The following is a 21,901-nucleotide window of genomic DNA, read 5'->3' on the forward strand; positions in this document are numbered from 1 at the left end:
AACTTTGAAATTAGATAGGCATTTATATCAAAATGCTTCTAAGGTTTGGTAATAAACCGGAGGTTGCGTTTTGCATTTAAAGCAGCTGCTTTGACAATCCGATTTTTCCTGACAGCATGCAATTACCCCTTTGCGAAGCCAAAGATCCAGCATGGGCTGCAATGCTTGTAGCTCAATTTGAAACTCCCTAGCAATTTGCTGATTACTTGCCACACGATGGCGGCGCAAGTAATCACGAATTTGTAGCAGCATGCGCTCCTCCCAAATCAAATCTCTTACTGCGCACCGCGCCAATAGCAATACCAGCTGAAAATAGCATCCCCAATATCCAAATGATTGATTGCTGCGGGTGAACAGAAAAAGTCGCGAATTGATAAAATAAAACCGCTGTAGCATAAGCAATAATAAGTGACCAAATGATAGAAAACCACATGAGTTTGCGATTCGCTTCTTGGCGAATAACCGCCATTGTGGAAACACAAGGAATATAGAGTAAAACAAAGAGCAGATAAGCATAAGCCCCTGCCTTTCCATCAAAACGCTTCACCATCATGCCATAAACCGATTGAGAGAGTTCATCACTCGGAGCGCTCGCGATAATTGGATTGATTAATGCCTCGCCTAGTTGTGCTAGGTTTTGTGGGACTGACCATAGAGCAGCTTGTAAAGATCCCCAAAAATCAAAATGAGTCACGGCACTTTGTCCCACGTGCCCAATTTGTGCATAAAGGGAGTTTAGCGAACCGACAACGACCTCTTTGGCCAACATGCCAGTGAGTAGACCAACCGTAGCTGGCCAATTATCCTGATGCAGGCCCATGGGTGCAAAGAGAGGTGTTAACCACTGGCCAAGCAAAGATAGAATAGAGTGGGAGTTGGCTTCAGTTGCACTTACACCACCCTCAATGGTTAATGCATTTAAACCACCAAGAATAACACAGATCGGAATAATCAAACGCCCGGCACGAAAAACAAAATGACGTAACCGCAGAGCAGTTTCTTTAATTAATCGTTTGAATGCTGGTTTGTGGTAAGCGGGCAATTCTAAAATGAGCGGTGAAGCTTGACCGCGTAAACTGGTCTTACGTAAAACAAATCCCGTCAATACCGCCATGAGAATACCAATTAGATAAAGCGAAAAAACAATATTCTGGCCCCCTGTCGGAAAAAAAGCAGACACAAATACCGCATAAATGGCCAATCGAGCACTGCAAGACATAAAAGGGCTCATTAATACAGTCAGTAATCGCTCTCTTTCAGAATCGAGTGTACGCGCGGCCATAATCGCAGGCACATTGCAACCGAAACCCACAATCATGGGCACAAACGATTTTCCGGGTAATCCCATTGCACGCATGGCTTTGTCAACTACAAAAGCAGCTCGCGCCATATACCCTGAGGCTTCAAGTAACGATAAGAAGAAAAACATTGCCGCAATCACTGGAATGAACGTTAAGGTCGTATTAATTCCTTTACCGACGCCATTAGCAATTAATGCAATAAGCCAATCAGGAGTATGAACATAAGCTAATAGTTTAGCACTTCCTTGAACAAAAATAGCATCGGTACTGAGGTCAAAAAAATCCTGAAAAGCACCACCAATATTAATGGCGAACAAAAACATGAGGTACATCATGGCAAAAAAGATGGGGAAGGCCCAAAAGCGATGTAAAACGATCCGATCCAATTTTGCCGTAAAATGCTCACTCGCATCGCTCTGCTTTTGCTGCACACTTCTTACAATTTGATGTATTTTTTGATATCGCGCATCCGCAAGAATAACATCCAGATCAGGATCGGTAGCTTCACTTTCATAATCCTCACCTAAAAGATTAGCGAGTAACGCCTCATCACCCTCTAAGATACGTCGTGCATAATAACTAATATAGTGCGGATCGACATTTTGAATGAGGAGTTGCTGTTCCAAGGATGATAAGGAGGATTTGATTGATTCAGGAAGATTAAAATTAAGCGATTTCGCGCCTGGAGCAGGATTCATTATTTTTTGCCGTAACTCTACAAACCCAACCTGTTTGTGAGCTTGGATCGCAAGGACAGGAGTATTTAACTGGGCTGATAGGCCTTTAATATCAATCCTAATACCACGCTGCTCTGCAATATCCATCATATTCAGCAGAACAATCATGGGCTTCCCTAATTCAAGAAGTTGACTTGTCAAATACAAGTGCCGCTCGATATGACAAGCGTCAATCACATTGATAATGACATCGGCCTCGAGGCTAATAATTGCCTTAGCCGCGATTTGCTCATCAAGGCTTGAAGTACCTCCCGAAGAGGCTAGCGAATAAATGCCAGGAAGATCGGTGACCTGTATTGTTTGCCCCTCTAAAATAAAACTGCCTGTTTTCTTTTCAACAGTGACTCCAGGCCAGTTTCCTATCCGCTGGTTTGAACCAGTAAGTGCATTGAATAAAGTGGTTTTGCCGCAGTTGGGATTACCCACTAATAAAAGCTGCGTCATATCCTCTCCCACTCGATAGAGTTGGCCTCTTCTTTCCGTAACGTCAACGAAGTGCCACGTACTTCTACTTGAACAGGACAACCTAAAGGCGCTACTCTTACCACTGAGAGTTCCACACCGCGTGTAATCCCCAGGGATAATAATCGTCTTCGGTAGAGTAAATCAGTTTGACCAAAATCAATTAATCGTACACGATCACCCTTAACTAGTTCAGTAATTCGCATGATGTCCCATCGCAAGATACAGATAGAGTAAGTTTAACACAAATGATATCGATAATCATTCTCAATTTAGAAAAAATATGGGCATCTTTTGTCACGTAATAAAGCCAATTATGGCATTATTTAATCTCTCTACCTACCGCTTTAAATTGCTCTACGTACCGCGGTTTTTTGCGCTTACGTAGAGTTTTCCTCAGTACTCTCGAAATGACAAAGACTGATCTTAGCGTTTTTCCTTAAATTTAATCGCCTCTTCTGAACCCGCTGTGGTATTCCCTGCGGTATAAGAATGAGCACCAGTTCCTGCAAGCTTTCCTTGATTAACAATCAAGTAAACATCGCGAATCGGCCGTTCATCAAGCCAACACTCCAATATTTCACGCGTGCCTGCTGCATAACGAGCCTGGGCTGACAGTGAAGTGCCTGAAATGTGCGGAGTCATCCCATGGTGTGGCATTGTCCGCCAGGGGTGATCTTTGGGAGCGGGCTGCGGAAACCAAACATCCCCTGCATAACCTGCAAGCTGACCGGTTTCACACGCTTTGGCAACTGCTTCACGATTACAGATTTTGCCACGTGCTGTGTTAATAAGATAGGCACCGCGTTTCATCTTGCTAATCAATTGCTGATCAAATAGATTGTCGGTTTCAGGAGTAAGGGGGCAATGGATCGAGATCACATCACAAACCCGCACCAAAGATTCTACATTGTCATGGAAAATAAGGCCTAATTCCTTTTCAATCGCTTCAGATAACCGATGTTTATCCGTGTAATGTAATTTGACATCAAAGGGTTTTAAGCGCCTTAATACGGCCAAAGCAATTCGGCCCCCTGCAACTGTACCCACTGTCATCCCTTCAAGATCGTAAGAGCGACTCACACAATCAGCAATATTCCATCCTTTATCAACCACCCATTGATACGAAGGGAGATAATTTCTCACTAAAGCTAAAATCATCATGACCACATGTTCAGCAACGCTGATACTATTGGAATAAGTGATCTCGGCAACGGTAATGGTTTTATCCATAGCAGCTTGTAGATCAACATGATCTGAACCAATTCCTGCAGTAATAACTAATTTTAATTTCTTCGCTTTTGCAAGACGCTCAGCCGTTAAATAAGCTGGCCAAAAAGGCTGTGAAATTACCACATCAGCATCAACCAATTCTTTTTCAAATACGGAATTAGGCCCATCTTTGTCTGAAGTAACGACAAAAAAATGGCCTCTCTCCTCAAGAAACTTACGCAATCCCAGCTCGCCCGATACGCTGCCTAACAATGTACCCGGCTCAAAGTCAATGGTCTTAGGCGTAGGAAGGGTTTGGCCATCCGGATAACGTTCTATTTTGGGTAAATCATCGCGTGCATAAGCATTAGGATAGCCATCGACTGGATCATCGTAGAGAACACAGAGTATTTTAGCCATTATATTTTTCCTTAAATAATAATTTCCGCAATAAAAGCAAATTAAGCAGCACAACCTTTTCTTACCGGGCAACTTACTGCACATTTTGTAGGACAATCCCAACCACCGCCCAACGCCTTGATCAGCTGTACACTCGCAAGCTGGCGACGGGTGCGGATATCCACCAGAGCAAGTTCCGCTTGTAACGCGATGTTTTCATACACAATGACATCAAGGTAATTGGTAATCCCTCCCACATAGCGATCTTTTGCCTGTGTTAAGGAGCGACTTGCAGCAGCCGTAGCAGCGATTTGACTTTGCTCCTCCTGATCAAGCCAACGAATGGCTGCCAATCCATCTTCCACTTCTTGAAACGCGGTAAGTACCGTTTGCCGATATTGAGCCACTGTTTCATGGTAACTTGCTTTTGCCGATTTCAATAATCCTTGTAAATAGCCGCCATCATAGAGCAAAACTTCCGCAAGGGGTTGTGAGAATAGCGCGTTTGGAGGGCCAAGAGACCAAAATATACTGGGTTTACTCAATAAATTACCCAGTGAACGACTTTCAAAACCACCCACAGCATTCAACATGATTCTAGGAAAGAAAGCTGCACAAGCCACACCAATTTCAGCATTCGCTGCTTGCACTCGCTGTTCCGCTGCAGCGATATCGGGTCTGCGCTCTAAAAGCGTTGACGGCAACTCTGGATCCACTGAAACTAACTTCATCTTCGTGACTGCTGGAGGCATGGTGAAATTAGCAGGGACTTCTCCCACTAAAACAGCAATCGCATGCTCGAGCTGGGCCCGAGTTAAACGCATGTCGCTCGCTAAAGTCTTAGCATTTTCAAGTTGAGCTTGCGCTTCGTCAACATCGGCAATGGGAGCGGCTCCTCCCGAATAGCGTTTTCGTGTTAAATACAATGCTTTTTCATAAGCTACTACGGTGTCATCGAGAACACGCTGTGCTGCCTCATCACCCCTCAATTTAAAATAATCCATCGCCAATTCAGCATGCATACTCAGTGTGACTGCAGCAAGATCAGAAGCACTTGCTTCTGCGGTATGCTCACTAGCAGCGACGGTGTTGCGCACCCGGCCCCAAACATCCAGTTCATAACTTAAATCCCCCCCTACTAATAGGTCACTGTAGCGCCTATGTTTATTAGGGTTAGCGACATGCTTGGAGGTTTGTTGGGTGTTGGCATTCGCAAATCCAGTTAAACTAGGCACAAAGGCAGAGCGGGCCACTTGAACTGCTGCGCGAGCCTCTTGGAATCGGGCAAAAGCAACCTTTAAATCTTGATTGGCAAAAGTTACTTTATTTTCCAGCTCATTTAAGACCGGATCATCAAAAACTTGCCACCAATGCTCTACTTTATTGAGCGCTGCCAATCCTATTCCCGGTTTCCAGTCTTTGGTTTCCTTATATTGCACAGGCATTGGCATAGGGGGGCGCTGATACTTAGGGGCGAACGAACAACCCAGTAAATTGACGACACAACTGATGAGAATCCATTTTATAATGCTTTTTTTATTCATTTTGCCGTTGGTTCTTTGAGTCCCTCATTATTCTCAGGCGCTAACCTTACTTTCTGGCCATCAAGAAGGGAATCCGGTGGATTTAACACAATACGCTCTCCGGCTTTAAGCCCCGTGTTTACCTCCACCTCATTACCAAAATCCCGGCTGACGGTGATTGAGCGCAGTTTTACGGTATTATTGCCATCAACCACAGCAACTTGCAAATTGTCCGATCGAAAAAGCAGTGCATTGACAGGAATACGAATCAATTGTTGCGACAGTGGCATCTTAAAATGCATTTCGGTATAACCGCCTGGCAATAGTTCCCCGTCGGGATTGTCTGCCCAAAACTGCGCGAGCAGCGTAAGCGAGGCAGGATTTATTGCATCCGCTGTTTTATAAAGCTTTGCAGGGAAGCTTTTTCCAGGGTGCTCAGAGAAATGCAAAGACACCTCCATATCAGGTTTGATATTCGCAACATAAGTTTGTGGAATTTGCACATAAGCACGCAAACGATGGGATTGAACAATGTGGAATAAGGGAAATACGTTTGTTCCACTTCCTGCATTAATCAATGAACCAATATCGATGTTACGTTGGCTGATTACTCCATCAAAAGGCGCGATAACTCGTTCGTAACTGACTAAATCTCGTAAGCGATCTCGATTAGCTTGGGCAGCGATTTTCAACGCAGCGGTCGCTTGTTGGCTACTTACTTTTTCATCGGTTTCTTGTTTGGATACAGAGGCCGTTTTCAGTAAGTTAACCCAGCGTTTCGCAGTGATGGCTGCTATATTTTCATTCGCGATTGCCGTATTTAAATCCGCTTCTGCCTGATGCAATTGGGCATTGACTTCAGGCGCCTCTATCTCAGCAAGCAAATCCCCTTCTTTAACCCGACTACCGATATCAACGTACCATTTTTTTATGTAGCCGTTTGTACGTGCATAGATGGTTGCATCATGCCAAGCTTGGACTGTGGCTGGCAAAATGATTTTTTCAGAAGCAGGACCAGGTTTTGTAACCAGGGTTGCCACCACCAATGTCGCTTGGCGATTGGTATCCACCCGTAATTTTGCATTCGCTTGTATGCGAAAAAAAATAATAAATAAAGCCAATAATAAAGCTAAACCAATGATGATGAGAATATTGCGCAAGAGTCCCGATTTCTTTGGCAAGTGATTTTCATCAGTCATGCTTTTCCCTCCGCTCTTTTTTATGCAGGTAATTATGAATAATGTAAAAAATAGTCGGAACAAAAAACAAAGTCGCTAAGGTGGCAAACGACAAACCGCCTATCACAGCTCGTCCTAAAGGCGCATTTTGCTCGCCCCCTTCGCCCATGCCTAGCGCCATAGGCAACATACCGATAATCATTGCCAAAGCGGTCATTAACACAGGTCGTAAGCGTGTTCTGCCTGCTTCAAGTGCAGAGCTAAGAGGATCATTACCCTCTCTCATGTGTTGCCTAGCAAAACTAATGACTAGAATACTATTTGATGTTGCCACACCCATGCACATGATTGCTCCTGTTAAGGCGGGCACACTTAGCGTGGTGTGAGTGAGAAATAACATCCATACGATACCAGCAAGTGCAGCAGGCAAGGCAGTAATGATAATAAACGGATCAAGCCAGGATTGAAAATTAATCACTATTAGCAAATAAACTAAAACAATGGAAAAAATAAGCCCAATGTATAATCCAGTAAATGCTTGTTCTTTCGTGTCGATTTGCCCTCGAACAACCACAGAAGATCCAAGAGGAACATCTTTCTTTGTCTCATCAATAATTTTATTAATGGCTTTAGCCACTGATCCCAAATCAGTACCTTGCACAGAAGCAAAAATATCAATCACAGGCTGCACGTTATAATGAGAGACAACAACCGGTGCCGCCAAGCGTTCGTTTTTGCTAAGAGCGCCTAAAATCTGGGACGGCGCTCGTGTCACCGGATTTGTGATGGGGATATTTTTCAATGCTTGAAGAGAATCCAAATAATATTGGGGGGCCTGCGTAGCAATCGGATAAGAAACATGATTTTTGGGATTGACCCAAAAATTAGGCGTCGTTTGGAAACTGCCGGAGAGAGTAATTAGCAAGTTGTTGGCAATATCAAACTGATCAAAACCCAACTCACGCGCTCGACTTCGGTTAGCCTCCACTAAAATATTAGGATAATTGAATGCTTGACGGAAATGGGCGTCAACAATACCTGGAATATGTTTCACTTTATCCAATAACATCCTTGCATGCTTGCGGTTTTCTTTTTCCTTCCATCCGATGACTTGAATGTCGATGACCGAAGGTAAACCAAAATTTAGAATTTGATTCACGATATCAGCCGGCAAAAAAGAGAAAACCACGCCTGGAAATTTTTCCTGTAAACGTGGTCTCAGTTCGCGAATATAATCGGCCACGGGTTTATGATTGTCGTTAAGCGAAATTAAAATATCAGCGTCCCCTGCCGCATTGGTGGCTGAATTACTATAAGACAAGTTAATGCCACTGGTTGGCAAGCCTATGTTTGCCACAATACTGCTTAACTCATTTTGGGGAATGACTTCACGAACTAATGCATCAATTTCTCCGGTTAAACGCGCAGCTTCTTCTACACGTGTACCTGTAGGTGATTGCATGTGTAACTTAATTTGCCCTGCATCCACATCAGGAAAAAAATTAGACCCAAGCCAGGGTGCCAAAAGGGCAATGGATATTAAAATGAACGCGAGAAAAGCCAATACAAATAACTTGCTGTTGCCTAAAGCTTTTTTCAACAGATTGTGATAATCCTCACGGAAGCGATCAAACCGTTCTTCAAAGGACGCATGAAAACGTACGAAGAGATTACGATTTTTACCTTGGGTTGCTTCAGGTTCATGACGTTTTAACAAATATTTTGCTAAAGTGGCAACGAGAGTGCGTGACAAAACATATGAAGCAAGCATTGCGAAAATCACTGCTTCTGCCAGGGGGGCGAATAAATACTGGGCTACGCCCCCGAGGTAAAACATCGGCACAAAAACAATACAAATGGAGATAGTGGAAACCAAGGCAGGGATTGCGATTTGTTTCGCTCCATCCATTATTGCGGTATCCACATCTTTGCCTTGCTCTAAATTCCAATTGATATTTTCAATCGCAACTGTAGCATCGTCAACCAAAATACCGACTGCAAGGGCCAATCCGCCAAGAGTCATGATATTAATCGTCTCACCCAGCGCAGATAAGACTGCAAGCGAAGCAAGAATGGATAACGGAATAGACAAGGTAATAATAAAAGTACTGCGCCAACTGCCAAGGAAGATGAGAATCATTAGACCAGTCAAGCAAGCTGCAATCACACCCTCTCTAATTACACCTTTAATAGCCGCAGTGACGAAAATAGATTGATCCCCGAGTACGGATAATTTTAAGGCAGGGGGCATCATGTCACGCAACAAAGGAATGAGTGCTTTGACGCGATTCACAATATCCAAAGTGGATGCCTCACCCGTTTTAATCACTGACATCATGACTGCACGCTGCCCATTTACCGTCACGACATTCGTTTGCGGCGGAAAACCGTCTCGGACATGTGCCACATCACGGACATAGAGCACGCCACCCGGGATAGCTTTAACCGGAAAATTATTCATCTCGTCCACTGATTTTGGGCTAGCGTTCAAAGTCACGTAATATTCGTACAATCCTATTTTTTCGGTCCCTGCGGGCAGAATCAGGTTTTGCGTATTAATCGCATTATTAACCTCTTGCGCAGAAACGCCATAGGTTTGCATTTTTTTAAGATTTAAATCCACTTGCACCTGCCTTAGTTTACCTCCATAGGGGAAAGGCAATGCAGCCCCCTGCACCGTGGCAAGTTGAGTACGAATAAAATTATTTCCTAGATCATTTAAATCTTGCTCAGGTAAGGTGTCACTGGATAACACCAATTGCAAAACAGGGACAGAGGAAGCGTTATAGCTTAAAATTTGTGGTGGCGTGGTGCCTGGGGGCATCTGTTTTAGCAACGTCTGACCAATTGCAGTGACCTCACTAAGCGCGTTAGCAATCTTTACACCAGGATGAAAAAACAGTTTTGTTACGCTAACCCCCAGCAGTGATGAGGACTCAATATGCTCAATATCGTTGACGGTTGTTGTCACTGCCCGTTCGAAAACACTTGTTAATCGATCAGCCATATCTTGGGGGGGCATTCCAGTAAAAGTCCACAAGACACTGACAACTGGGATATTAATATTAGGAAAAATATCAGTTGGAGTTCGTAATATCGCTAATGGCCCAATAATTAACAGCATTAAGGCCATCACGATGAACGTGTACGGTCTAGATAATGCAACCCAAACAAGCCACATAGCAATCCATGCAGTGAAGTAATAGAAACATAGGAACAGTTAAGCTTATCATTATTTGGTAAATTTACAATAATCTTGGCTCTAAGCGAGGACCTCGGATAAATCGTGCTCATGTCGCCAAGGATGACGCTGCAAATAATCGGCTGCTTGCATTTCCTGTAATCGGCTTAAAGTGCGTTTAAACTCCTCTTTTACTTCACCTTCAGCATATAAATTTTCTAAAGGGACAGCTGCTGAAATAATTAATCGTATTCCCCGATCGTAAAGGACATCAACAAGATGAATTAATAAAAGAGCAAACACCGTATCTTTTTCACCCAGCTGGGGAATACCGCTCACAAACACCGTATCAAAACGTTCGGCAATTTCTAAATAATCGAGGTTACTGCGCGGCAAATTGCAAATCACTTTAAAGTCGAACCATATTTCTTGTTGGCCACATTTGATAAAAGGGATATCCCGATTTTGAATTTGCAACACGCCATTCTCTTGCACCATGCGCGCTAATCGGTCAAATTGTGCTACTAAAACAGCATCAGTATTGTCGTTTAACGGGCACAGATAGGTTTCAATTAATGGCTCTCTACCAAGACGATAATCCCGTGGATGACTTAGACTAATTACTTCACATCGCGTTTGGATTAACTTGATAGCGGGTAAAAACCGCTTACGCTGAACTCCGTTAAGGTATAAATCTTCAGGGCGGGTATTCGCAGTCACCACCAAAATAACCCCGTTCGTCAATAAAGCCTGTAAAAATTCGGCCAAAATCATCGCATAAGCCACATCATGAACAAGAAACTCATCAAAACAAAGCAAACGAATACTTTTGGCAATATCTGCTGCAATATGGCGCAAAGGATCTTTTTGCCCTTGCCGCAATCGTAATTGCGCATCAATTTGTTGCATGAAATGATGAAAATGAAAACGGGCTTTCTGTTGTTCACAGGCGTACTGGTAAAATAAATCCATTAGATAGGTTTTTCCTACACCGACAGGGCCGTGTAAATAAATGCCTTTTATCTTTTCTTTTCGCCAAGGAAACCAGGGTTTAGGTTTGGCTAACTCATCTACGAGCCGCTGCATGGAAAATAAGATCTGCCGCTGTGCAGGATCATCAGCAATATCCCCACGAGCGATGGCCGCTTCATAGTGCTCTATTAAGATCATGGTAGGGCAACCTGTGCTGAAATGGATTTAACAAGTTGCTCCTTAAGTTCAATCAACTTGCCATGAAAAAAATGGCTTGTTTCTGCAAAACGATGCACAGCTAAGGGAGGAGAAAATGCGGTTGCGAACTCAAGCACGAGGGATAAAGGCACCACTTCATCCTCATCTCCCTGCAAAATCAACCAGGGGTGAGGGGTAGCCAATTCACGATAGTCGTAGTGGTGTACCGGAGGTGCAATGGTAATTAATAATTTAGACTCAGCACGAGCTGCAGCGCGATACGCCACATAGGAGCCAAATGAAAAACCAGCAAAGATAAATTGTGCTGTAGGTATTTCTTCCTGGCAAAGACGCATTAGGGCCAACATGTCTTCACTTTCTCCTTCCCCTGCATCATATACACCCTCTGATTGACCAACCCCGCGAAAATTAAATCGCAAACTGGGAATCGCTAACTCTTTACAAGCACGCGCCATGGTCGTGACCACTTTATTATTCATCGTGCCACCCTGTAATGAATGAGGATGTCCAAGCAGGGCAATACAGTAGGTCGTTGCATTGGGTGGCATGGTTAATACTGCTTCTAACTGGCCAATTAAACCCGTAAACAAGAAAGAATGCTCTCCTGGCGTGTGTAATTTATCAATAAGGATCATAAAATGCCTCATTTTCAAAAAACAGAAATCATAACTCATCTTGCATTTTCATGCGCGTCCTTTATGATCACAATCAACAATGGCCGGCTTATTTGGTTATTGTAGCGCATCGACTTATTTATAAGCGGTGACCTTTTAAATAATTACTTTTTGGAGGACTTGATCCCATGAGACAGGTACCTATTTTTTTACACCTTCCACTCTTTCATCTGTCATTTTCTAGTTTGAGGAGGACAGCATGAAACTTCATGATTTTAAAAGAAAAAAGCAACTGCAAAGTAAAATCAGTATGTTGACTTGTTATGATTATCCTTCGGCTCGCATTATCGCTGAATCAAATATCGATTGCGTTCTAGTGGGCGATTCAGTCGCTATGGCAGTGCACGGTCATCCAACAACCATTATGGCCACTATCGATATGATGGAGCTTCATACGCAAGCAGTCGCACGCGGATTGACCACTCATTTTTTAATTTCTGACCTCCCTTTCCTAGGTCACCGCGCATCACTGGCTGAAACGATTGCTAATGTAAAACGCCTTCTACAAGCCGGAGCGCAGGCAGTAAAAATCGAAGGCGGTGATCCAGATACTTGCCAAACCATTGCTTACCTTGTTGCTGCGGGTATTCCTATCATTGGACACATTGGTTTAACCCCTCAATCCATCCATCAATTGGGCGGCTACAAAGTGCAGGGGAGAGAGCAAGATCAAGCAGCGCTTTTGCTGCAACAAGCCAGAAATTTGGAGGCTGCAGGGTGTTTTGCATTAGTCATTGAATGCGTACCACAGCAATTGGCAAAAACAATCACCGATTCTTTAGCTATTCCCACCATTGGTATTGGTGCAGGAGTCCACACGGATGGCCAAGTTTTGGTTTGGCATGATCTCTTAGGATTACAAACCGAGTTCAAACTAAAATTTGTAAAGCAGTATTCGCAAGCAAAAGAAATGGTGCTGACGGCGATCAATGCTTATGCACAAGAGGTGCATAAAGCAGAATTCCCAACGGAAGAGCAAGCCTTTTAAGTGAGGAGCCCGGTGCAGGCACAGCCTCTCTGCCGTGAATTAGAGTACCCCTGCACCTGGAACGCAGCTTTTTCAATGAATTGGCTCAATTTTCGAGATCAACCAGGAGTTTTTATGCAAGTTTTTCATGATCTTCACGAATGGATAAGCGTTCGCGAAGATTTATCACCCCATATGTCTATTGGTTTTGTTCCCACCATGGGTAATTTACATGCGGGACATCGTTCATTAGTGACTTTTTCCAAGCAAGAAAATGATTATACTATTGCCAGTATCTTCATCAATCCAACTCAATTTAATCAGCCAGAGGACTTTACCAACTACCCTCGGACTCTAGCTGCCGACCTAGAATTGCTTGAGCAGGCAGGCGTGGATTTTTGTATCTTACCGAGTGAACAAGCCATGTACGCAGACAGCTATCGCTATCAGTTACAAGAGACCCAACTTTGCCAACGAATGGAAGGAAAGCAAAGGCCCGGCCATTTTAATGGCGTTCTGACTGTCGTCATGAAATTACTTAATCTTGCTAGGCCACATCGCGCTTATTTTGGCGAGAAAGATTACCAACAATACCTCCTCATTCGTGACATGGTAGCCGCTTTTTTTATGAACACTGAAATCAAAGCCTGCCCTACTATCCGTGAAGCAAGTGGCCTTGCTTACAGCTCTCGAAACAATCGGCTTTCTACTGCACAACGCGTTGAAGCAGAACAATTTGCTAAGATTTTTCATCAAAAAAAATCCTGCGAACACCTTATCGAAGAACTGAAAAGTCACAATATCACGGTTGAGTATGTCGAAGAATATGAAGGAAGACGCTTCGCTGCAGTGCGAATCGGCGACATTCGGTTAATTGATAACTATGAGTTGTTATAGGTCCTTTTTTTTATTCTTATTTAAAAAATAAATCTGCCTAGCCTCATCCACTATAAATTCAACCGTACCTGCATTGGTGTAACCTGATGTTTTGGCAGCCTTGATGACCATAAAATAGCTCTCGAGTCTGTTCGTCTAATTGAGGAGAAGGCGTCTTCTGTTATAGCAAGGATGCGATTGACATTTCTCACTATGCACTTAGGGTTTGACTATACTAATTAGTAGTATGTAAAAGAACGCTATTTTTAATCTGGAGGCAAATGAATTAATGGACCTAAATTCTCCAAAGAAAGTAGCCTTCTTTTTTCAACATAAAAATGGAAACTCTCTTTTAACTACTAAGATTCTTGCGGACCAAATTCGTTTGTTCTATACGCAAAACTCTTTTGGCATAATCATTCATTTTTTGGCAGCAATTTTTCTCGCCATTTCATTATGGAATGTGACTTCTCATCGTCTTGTTCTGTCCTGGTTATTTTATATGTTTGTTATCTATACCGCTTGGTATATAACCACTTACTATTATCGTCAGAATCAAAATTTAGTGACAAAGTACACTTGGTTCTTACTTCTTGCATTTTTTGCATTTTTTGCGGGCATAGGATGGGGAATTAGCGGTTCCGTGCTGATTCCTGTCAACAACCTTCTGCATCAAACTTTTGTGCTGATTATTCTCTTTGCAATAACGGCGGGTTCGATTCCTTTTTTTTCTCCAATTACACTCATTTATGCCCTTTTTCTTTTTCCAGCCATCCTCCCTTTTATTATTTGGTTATTTATGCAAGGAGAGGTATATATTCTTTTAGGGTTGTGTGGACTTATCTATGTACCCACTATTTTTGCCTGTTGTTACTATGTGAATAAATTTTTAATTAATACACTAGCCCTGCGCTATAAAAACATTAATTTGGACACGCTTAATCAATTGCTCGAGGAGCGCGTTACTAAACGTGCGAATGAATTAGAAAGAGCTCTCGCGATTACCAAGTCAACCCTGGAATCCACAGCAGACGGTATTTTAGTCGTTGATCTCAAAGGCCATGTGGAATATTACAATCAAAAATTTTTGGACATGTGGCAAATACCTCATCTATTTACTACAAATCCCAATTTACAATTATTTATTAATGAAGCCTTAAAACAAATTAGCAATCCTAATGAATTCCTAAAGATATTAGAAGAAAATACCAGTCATCCGTCACATGAGAGTTTTGACGAAATTGTTATTGACGAAAGTCGAGTGTTTGAATGGTATGCCAAACCCCATTGGATGCGCAATTTAATTGTGGGTAGAACCTGGAGTTTTCGGGACATTACGTTAAGAAAACAAATGGAACAACAACTGTCTTTTCAAGCCAACCATGACCTCTTGACAGGATTACCCAATAGAACCTTACTCTACGATCGTATCAATCAGGGTATTGCTTACGCTAAACGATACCAAACCAAATTATTTTTGCTATTCCTTGATATCGATAATTTTAAATTAATCAATGATAATCTTGGCCACAATATAGGGGATATTTTGCTAAAAGAGATCGCCAAACGGTTAACCAAAAATACCCGTGAAAGCGATACTGTAGCTCGCTTTGGTGGCGATGAATTCATCGTTTTATTTATCACGAATAAATACAGCGATGTCATTAAGTTAACCCAAAAAATGCTGGCTACTGTGACAACACCAATGCAACTTTCTCATCAGGAAATCGTAGTGACTGCTAGCATTGGTGTAAGCCTTTATCCCAAAGATGGTACTGACGCCGCTACTTTGCTTAAAAATGCAGACATTGCAATGTATCTTGCTAAAAATCAAGGTCGCAATAATTTCAAATTGTATGATCAGTCCATGAAAAGACACACTGAAAAAAGCTTAGCGGTGCAAATTGAGCTGCGTAATGCCTTAGCCAATAATGAATTTTTCCTTCTTTACCAACCAACAATTGACTTAAAAAATGGACAAATTATTGGTGTCGAGGCGTTGATTCGTTGGAAACATCCTAGAAAAGGGGTCATACATCCTCTGCAATTCATTCCCATCGCTGAGGAATCGAGAATTATTGTGCCTTTAGGCGAATGGGTTTTTCGCAATGCTTGCTTACAAAATAAGATTTGGCAAAACATGGGACTTAAGCCAGTTTATGTGGCAATTAATGTATCAGGAGTCCAATTGACGCGAGAGAACTTTGTTGACCAAATTGAACTTGCCTTAGATGAATCACAACTTGATCCGCAATACGTGGAAGTCGAATTAACAGAAAGCACCATCATGGATGCTAAAAAGCAAAATTTGCACACTCTTAAGCAGATAACCGCCATGGGAATTCATTTAGCGATTGATGATTTTGGTACAGGCTACTCAAGCTTAAATTACTTACGTGCATTCCCAATTTCTAAACTTAAAATTGATCAATCTTTTGTGCAAAACTGCCTCCAGGATACGAGCGATACTTCCCTGGTTGAAGCCATTATTGCAATGGGGCATGGCTTAAAACTTAAGGTTCTTGCGGAGGGAATTGAAACGGTTGAACAGTTACGTTTCCTGAAGCAATGCGATTGCGACGAGGGTCAAGGCTTCTTATATGGACAACCCATGAGTGCAAAAGCTTTTGCCAAACTGCTGAGCAGCAATTTGCAATACGACCATGAAAATTAAAAAGCCTACCCACGGGCAAATGTTTCTTGCGCCAACGTTAAGCGTTTTTCCACTTCGCCTAGTTCAACCTTGAGTTGCAAGACGGCTTCGATATTTCCTTTATTTTGCAGCTGTTGCAGCGTTCTAGCCATGGCTTCTCGCTGCGCTGTTAGGCGATGAATCTCTTGCTCCAAAGACTGTAGCCATTGCTGACGAGTGCTTATGCTGTTAATACCGAAATTTGGTCTTTCTTCCACTTTTGGTTTATTTGCTTGTAATTGACACAGTGTGACGAGGACAGTAATTTTTTGTTGGATTCGCTGGGCCAGATAATACGCACTCAATGGGGTTCTTTTCTCGGCTAAAGCTTGGATATCTTCTTTAATTTCGTTAATACACGTTGCAGCGGTCATTTCTAGGCGTGGCCGGAATAATCCTTTGGGCAGGGAGGTCATAGAAAGAGCAGTACCGAGAGCGCTTATTTTCCATTCCAGCTCGGGTAATCGGGAAGCCAATTCTTGCAATAAAGTCTGATTATCCATCACTTGTGATTTAAGCAGGCTCAGTTTCTAATTGTTGTTGCTGCTGCAAAGCCAGGACTCGAGCTTGATGCCAAGAGCATATAAAAGGAGGTAAGCACATTAAAATAAGCCCCACTATCAGCGTTGTTTCATAACGGCCGATACTACCCACATTAATACCATCAGGAGGCATAAAGCTTACAACTAACGTGGTTAACGCACCTATAACCCCCACACCGCCAACCAGCAGCATCCCCAATAACCCTCCGGGAATACGAAATGCCCTTGGTTGTTCAGGAGCGCTCAAACGTAATTTGATAGCAGCAGCAAACATCAGTAGATACATTAACATGTACAACTGAGCAGCCAAAGCCGTTAATAACCAATAAGAACCGTTGACTGTAGGCATGAACAGAAAAAGAGCCGACAAAATAGTCACAATAACGGCCTGCGAAATGAGCATCACCACAGGTGCACCATGTCGATTAGCCCGTTGAAATAATTCGGGTAGATTGCCATCTTCAGCAGCCACTAATAATCCTTTGGTGGGGGCAATAATCCAATTACTTACGCCTCCGAGCCCTCCCATGACCAACATGACAGCTACGATTGGCATGAACCAGACTAAATGGTATTTGGAGAAAAAAGCATCAAAGGCCTGCATAATCCCGGCAACTAAATTAATTTCTTGTTGTGGCAATACCACTGCAATCGCAAGAGAACCTAAAACAAGCGTGCTTAATATAATGAACACCGAATAGACCAGCGCGCGGGGAAAAGCGTGCTGCGGGTTATCCACATCATTGGCATGTACGGTAGCAATTTCAATTCCACAAAAAGACATCATGATTGCGGTAAGAGAAACCCAGAGTGATTTATCTTGCCAATGCGGACTAATACTTTGCGAGTCAAATTGCACCTGTAAAGGATTACCACCGAGCACCCACGCAGTCCCTAAGCCAATGATTAAAGCCATGGGCAACAATAAACCTGACAAGGCGCAAACATTACTGAACAAGGCTGAAGAGCGCATACCCCTTAAATTGACCAAGGTAGCTCCCCAAAAAGCACTGACAATGACTGCCCAGAGAAACCAAGGGTTAGATGCCAAAGACGGATTAATAAGATATCCCACCGTTCCCGCGACAAAAGATAAAATCGTTGGGTACCAAATGACGTTTTCAATCCACTGCAACCATATGGCTAAAAATCCAGTTTGTTTACCAAAGGCTTCTTTAACCCAAATGTAGATGCCACCTTGTTTTGGCCAACCTGAAGCCAGTTCTGCAGAAACCAATGCGGTGGGAATTAAGAAAAACAAAGCCCCTAAAATGAAGAAGGAAATTAACTGACTACCAAACAAGGCGGTGGCAGGCAAATTGCGAATACTATCCACCGAACCGACAGTAATCATCGTTAGGCTAAAAATGGTCAATGCGTGCTTGTTAGAATTCATTGCATTCCTTCTCTGCTGTTACAAGTACTGCCTGTGTCCCTCTAAGTACAGGGAGTAGGTTGAGCCTTAGCCCAAACATGATCATTAAAATGTTGAGCCAAGGCTCAACTTACCGAAACTTCATTGTAACGGGATAAACTTAAGATAACCTTAATAATCGTGTAAAAAATAGTCAAACCTGCTTTACTCTACTCGAGTCCGATTGGTTTGTAAATCACAAGTTTAGAAAGAGAACACAATGAGGCCATTATCTTAAACAAAATGGAATCACTTATCTCTTTTCTTATTCTATTGTTCCGCATGGATAAGCCGCAGGTATAAGAAAAGGATAAGCGATGATAAAGGAAATTTCCTCATAGTGTTTGCAAGGTGGTGTAATTACATTCTCATTTCTATGGCCTTGTGGAATGCATCTGCCAACTCGCTGCGATTAGAGTCTTCGCCTTCTTTAATATCAAGTGTGCGGGCTTGAAAACGGCCAAAGTAATAATGAGCATCGGGCTCATGTCCCATCTCGGACGAAGTACTTGGAGGCGGGAGCTCTATATAACCCCTGTTTTCTCTGAGGTTATAATGTTTTTTCTCATGATGTTCGCTCATTTTTGCATGAGCCTCTTGATCAGTCTTAAGCTGGTCGATTAATTGCCCATAACTGCCTCTACAGTCTTGGACATCTTCTGCAACTGTTTGCGCAAAGGCAAGCTTTTGCTCAGAAAGCTCATGATTGCGAAATATAAAAGTGATTAATTGTTGCAACCAGCTGGTTCTTGAATGCACATAATCCAGGAACGGCTGATAGAGTTTTTGTTTAACTTCGCGAGAAAGTTCACTTCTGGACTCGAGTGGCTCTTCACCGTACTCTCTTTTTAAATGAGCCACAAGATTCGCTGTAGCCGAATCCAGAGCTTTGTCATGTTCCCAGAGCTCTATTGCCTCGCGAATCGTACCCTCTGTTTGATTTAGTAAGATTTTCTTTAAACTTTCTAAATCAGCAATAGCGGTTTTGGCACTGGGTTTGAACCAATTCAATGGGTTGAACCACTTCCATATTGAATTAAGCTGGCTTAACCGTTGGTTAATCTCATCTACCGCGGTAAAAACCCTGTCTTCTACAATAAATTGCTTCCGAAGCTCTTCGCTAATTGTATTGATAAAAACTAGAGCTTTCCCCTCTTCTGCTGCATCCGCTTGTCTTTTTGCTTCGTCATAGATTCCATAAGCAATAAAAGGATTGTACTGTTCTTTCATTTGATGTTCATGGGCTTTTTTATACGCATCTAAAAAAGGGATATTCGCTTCCACTTTTTGTCCTAACATATAACCATTGACTGCTTTTTGAATAAGGTCAGATAAATCTTTTTTCGATAAATGGGCCATTTTGTTTCCTTGAAATCTAAATTAAAAACAACCAGATTTGGAGGACCTATTTTACCTCAAAAGTAACAAAAAAGGCCAATTATTTATTATTTGTATTTTTTGCAATTATTTTAATCAAATATACATTCATTTTTATTTCCCTTTTAATTGATTTTTATTGACTCATCCCACACTTCGTGAACTCTTTATTAAGACTAATTGACTCTTGTTCCATTTGAAGATAGTTTGTTTTAATGACAACAATTTTTCCCTAAATTTAAGCCATACCACCCAATTAAATGCGGTCAATAACTAGGGGGAAGTTTGGCAACCCATACCCAATGAATGATTTTCTTTTTCCTATTTTTATTTTTCTCGCGGCAGCTTGCATCATCGTACCCATTGCGAGTCGCTTTAAACTAGGCTCCGTTTTAGGCTACCTTGTGGTTGGTATTCTTATTGGACCTTTTGGTTTTAAATGGATTGGCAACGCCGAGCAAATCATGAGTTTCGCTGAGTTTGGTGTCATCATGATGTTATTTCTTATCGGGTTGGAACTTGAGCCCGAAACATTATGGCGATTGCGTAAAGCGATTATTGGCTTAGGTAGTCTACAAGTCATTCTCACCAGCGCAATTCTTACCTGTTTCGGCATTCTCCTAGGATATGATTGGCGAGTGGGCTTGGCAGTCGGCATGGCCTTATCGTTATCTTCAACTGCCCTGGTTTTGCAAATGCTGCAAGAAAAGGATTTGATGCGCACCACCACAGGCGAAACCTCTTTTGCAGTGCTGTTATTTCAAGACATTGCCGTGATTCCAATCCTTATCATTATGCCCTTATTAGTGGCGAATGGCGTGACTCCGATGCATGACAGCGGGTTGCTCGATGCGCTGCCAGGCTGGGTACAGGCTGGTATTATTGCAGGAGTCATTGGCACAGTGATTGTAGTAGGCCACTATCTATCGCATTATTTTTTCTACCTGATTGCGCAAACTAATTTGCGTGAAGTGTTTACGGCGACGTCCTTGGCATTAATCGTCGGCATCACACTCCTTATGCAAGCCATAGGCATTTCTCCGGGGCTGGGTGCGTTTATTGCTGGAGTAGTTCTTGCCAATTCGGAATATAAGCGAACGTTGGAAGTGGATATAGAACCGTTTAAGGGTTTGTTACTTGGATTGTTTTTTATCTCTGTGGGCATGCGAATGGATTTTACAATTTTTGCCCAAAACCCGCGTTATTTATTAGCTATTGTTTCTCTCTTTATTATCGTCAAAGCCATTGTCCTTTTAGTGCTGGGCCGCTTCTTTGGACTGACTCGCCTACAAACCATTGGGATTGCCCTTTCTTTATCTCAGGGCAGTGAGTTCGCTTTTGTTTTATTCCAATTTGCCCATACGTCCAGAGTCATCACTGAAACGATGGCTAATTTTTTCATTCTTGCAGTTGCCTTGTCGATGGTCGCTACTCCGCTCCTCATGTTAATTTATACTCGTTTCGTCATTCCCCGTTTTATGAGCAGTTTGCCTCCGCGATACGATGCCATCGATGAACAAAATTCAGTGATTCTTGCTGGTTATGGCCGTTTTGGTCAGATTATTGGGCGCTTCCTTACTGCCCAAGGGATTAAACTAACCATTTTGGAAAATGACCCTGAGCAAATCGAATTATTACGCAAGTTTGGCTTTAAAGGCTATTTTGGTGATGCGTCACGTTTGGATTTACTCAAAAATGCCGGTGCGGATAAAGCCAAACTTCTTATTGTTGCTGTAGATGATGCTGATACCAATTTAGAGATAGCCAAACTTGCCAAACAAGAATTTCCTCATTTGACTGTCTATTCCCGAGCTCGCAATAGGCGGCATGCCTATGAATTACATAAAGCAGGAGTCGATTATTTTAAGCGCGAAACGTTTGATTCATCGTTAGCAATGGCGCAAGAAGTGATGAAATTTTTAGGGCACAATCCCGAAACCATGCGCAGGAAAGCATACACCTTCAAACAGCATGATGAATTGGCCTTAGTTAAGTCTTTCGAATTCTTTGAAAAAGAACATGAACTGATTAGTTTTTCCCAACAATCAGCAGGTGAGCTTGAACGGATATTACAAGAAGATCGCGCTTCTTCGATTAAAAAGAGGAAGCGATAAGTAAGTTAGCTCGTTTGGCTATTGCTCATTACCTCTTTCGGATGTACTAAGGCTTATCCGC

The 21,901-nt window shown here is 42.5% G+C and carries 16 protein-coding genes; 4 read left to right on the forward strand and 12 right to left on the reverse strand.

What is annotated here, in order from left to right:
* Window positions 1–27: 27 nt before the first annotated feature.
* The 9 genes from B5D33_RS09965 to B5D33_RS10005 all read right to left on the reverse strand — a co-directional run bounded on the left by B5D33_RS09965 (window position 28) and on the right by B5D33_RS10005 (window position 11,819).
* On the reverse strand, window positions 28–252 hold the full coding sequence (locus tag B5D33_RS09965) for a FeoC-like transcriptional regulator (RefSeq protein WP_058451902.1): 225 nt from the start codon (window positions 250–252) through the stop codon (window positions 28–30).
* Window positions 233–2,482 carry a Fe(2+) transporter permease subunit FeoB gene (gene feoB, locus B5D33_RS09970; protein ID WP_058451903.1) on the reverse strand — a complete coding sequence of 750 codons (2,250 nt, stop codon included), beginning with the start codon at window positions 2,480–2,482 and terminating at the stop codon, window positions 233–235. The genes B5D33_RS09965 and feoB overlap by 20 nt, the downstream gene beginning before the upstream one ends.
* Window positions 2,479–2,706: a FeoA family protein gene (locus B5D33_RS09975; RefSeq protein ID WP_065239987.1), complete on the reverse strand. Its 228-nt coding sequence runs from the start codon at window positions 2,704–2,706 to the stop codon at window positions 2,479–2,481. The genes feoB and B5D33_RS09975 overlap by 4 nt, the downstream gene beginning before the upstream one ends.
* 220 nt (window positions 2,707–2,926) lie before the next feature.
* A complete protein-coding gene (locus tag B5D33_RS09980; protein WP_058451904.1) occupies window positions 2,927–4,132 on the reverse strand; it encodes an NAD-dependent formate dehydrogenase in 1,206 nt (401 codons plus the stop codon).
* Window positions 4,133–4,173: 41 nt separating this feature from the next.
* On the reverse strand, window positions 4,174–5,655 hold the full coding sequence (locus tag B5D33_RS09985) for an efflux transporter outer membrane subunit (RefSeq protein WP_058451905.1): 1,482 nt from the start codon (window positions 5,653–5,655) through the stop codon (window positions 4,174–4,176).
* Window positions 5,652–6,833, reverse strand: a complete 1,182-nt coding sequence (locus B5D33_RS09990) for an efflux RND transporter periplasmic adaptor subunit (RefSeq protein ID WP_058451906.1) — start codon at window positions 6,831–6,833, stop codon at window positions 5,652–5,654. Before B5D33_RS09990 ends, B5D33_RS09985 begins: the two co-directional genes overlap by 4 nt.
* On the reverse strand, window positions 6,826–9,993 hold the full coding sequence (locus tag B5D33_RS09995; RefSeq protein WP_058451907.1) for an efflux RND transporter permease subunit: 3,168 nt from the start codon (window positions 9,991–9,993) through the stop codon (window positions 6,826–6,828). Before B5D33_RS09995 ends, B5D33_RS09990 begins: the two co-directional genes overlap by 8 nt.
* 81 nt (window positions 9,994–10,074) lie before the next feature.
* Window positions 10,075–11,163 carry a cell division protein ZapE gene (gene zapE / locus B5D33_RS10000; RefSeq protein ID WP_058451908.1) on the reverse strand — a complete coding sequence of 363 codons (1,089 nt, stop codon included), beginning with the start codon at window positions 11,161–11,163 and terminating at the stop codon, window positions 10,075–10,077.
* A complete protein-coding gene (locus B5D33_RS10005; RefSeq protein ID WP_058451909.1) occupies window positions 11,160–11,819 on the reverse strand; it encodes an alpha/beta hydrolase in 660 nt (219 codons plus the stop codon). The genes zapE and B5D33_RS10005 overlap by 4 nt, the downstream gene beginning before the upstream one ends.
* Window positions 11,820–12,057: 238 nt before the next feature.
* Here B5D33_RS10005 and panB point away from each other — a divergent pair, with 238 nt between their 5' ends.
* The 3 genes from panB to B5D33_RS10020 all read left to right on the forward strand — a co-directional run bounded on the left by panB (window position 12,058) and on the right by B5D33_RS10020 (window position 16,375).
* Window positions 12,058–12,846, forward strand: a complete 789-nt coding sequence (gene panB / locus B5D33_RS10010; protein ID WP_058451910.1) for a 3-methyl-2-oxobutanoate hydroxymethyltransferase — start codon at window positions 12,058–12,060, stop codon at window positions 12,844–12,846.
* A gap of 114 nt (window positions 12,847–12,960) precedes the next feature.
* A complete protein-coding gene (gene panC, locus B5D33_RS10015) occupies window positions 12,961–13,722 on the forward strand; it encodes a pantoate--beta-alanine ligase (RefSeq protein WP_058451962.1) in 762 nt (253 codons plus the stop codon).
* A gap of 268 nt (window positions 13,723–13,990) precedes the next feature.
* Window positions 13,991–16,375 carry a putative bifunctional diguanylate cyclase/phosphodiesterase gene (locus tag B5D33_RS10020; protein WP_065239988.1) on the forward strand — a complete coding sequence of 795 codons (2,385 nt, stop codon included), beginning with the start codon at window positions 13,991–13,993 and terminating at the stop codon, window positions 16,373–16,375.
* Between the two features lie 5 nt (window positions 16,376–16,380).
* On the opposite strand, the gene B5D33_RS10025 is transcribed toward B5D33_RS10020, so the two are convergent.
* From B5D33_RS10025 to B5D33_RS10035, 3 genes are all read right to left on the reverse strand, one after another.
* On the reverse strand, window positions 16,381–16,896 hold the full coding sequence (locus tag B5D33_RS10025; protein WP_058451911.1) for a hypothetical protein: 516 nt from the start codon (window positions 16,894–16,896) through the stop codon (window positions 16,381–16,383).
* Between the two features lie 10 nt (window positions 16,897–16,906).
* Entirely contained in the window at window positions 16,907–18,331 is a 1,425-nt protein-coding gene (locus B5D33_RS10030; protein ID WP_058451912.1) for an APC family permease, read from the reverse strand.
* 378 nt (window positions 18,332–18,709) lie between these two features.
* Entirely contained in the window at window positions 18,710–19,708 is a 999-nt protein-coding gene (locus B5D33_RS10035; protein ID WP_058451913.1) for a hypothetical protein, read from the reverse strand.
* Window positions 19,709–20,028: 320 nt separating this feature from the next.
* Here B5D33_RS10035 and B5D33_RS10040 point away from each other — a divergent pair, with 320 nt between their 5' ends.
* Window positions 20,029–21,840 (forward strand): monovalent cation:proton antiporter-2 (CPA2) family protein, encoded by a 1,812-nt coding sequence (locus B5D33_RS10040; RefSeq protein WP_058451914.1) that lies wholly within the window; start codon window positions 20,029–20,031, stop codon window positions 21,838–21,840.
* The last annotated feature ends 61 nt before the right edge of the window (window positions 21,841–21,901 follow it).

The sequence above is a fragment of the Legionella maceachernii genome (assembly GCF_900167045.1).
GTDB classification, from domain to species: Bacteria; Pseudomonadota; Gammaproteobacteria; order Legionellales; family Legionellaceae; genus Tatlockia; species Tatlockia maceachernii.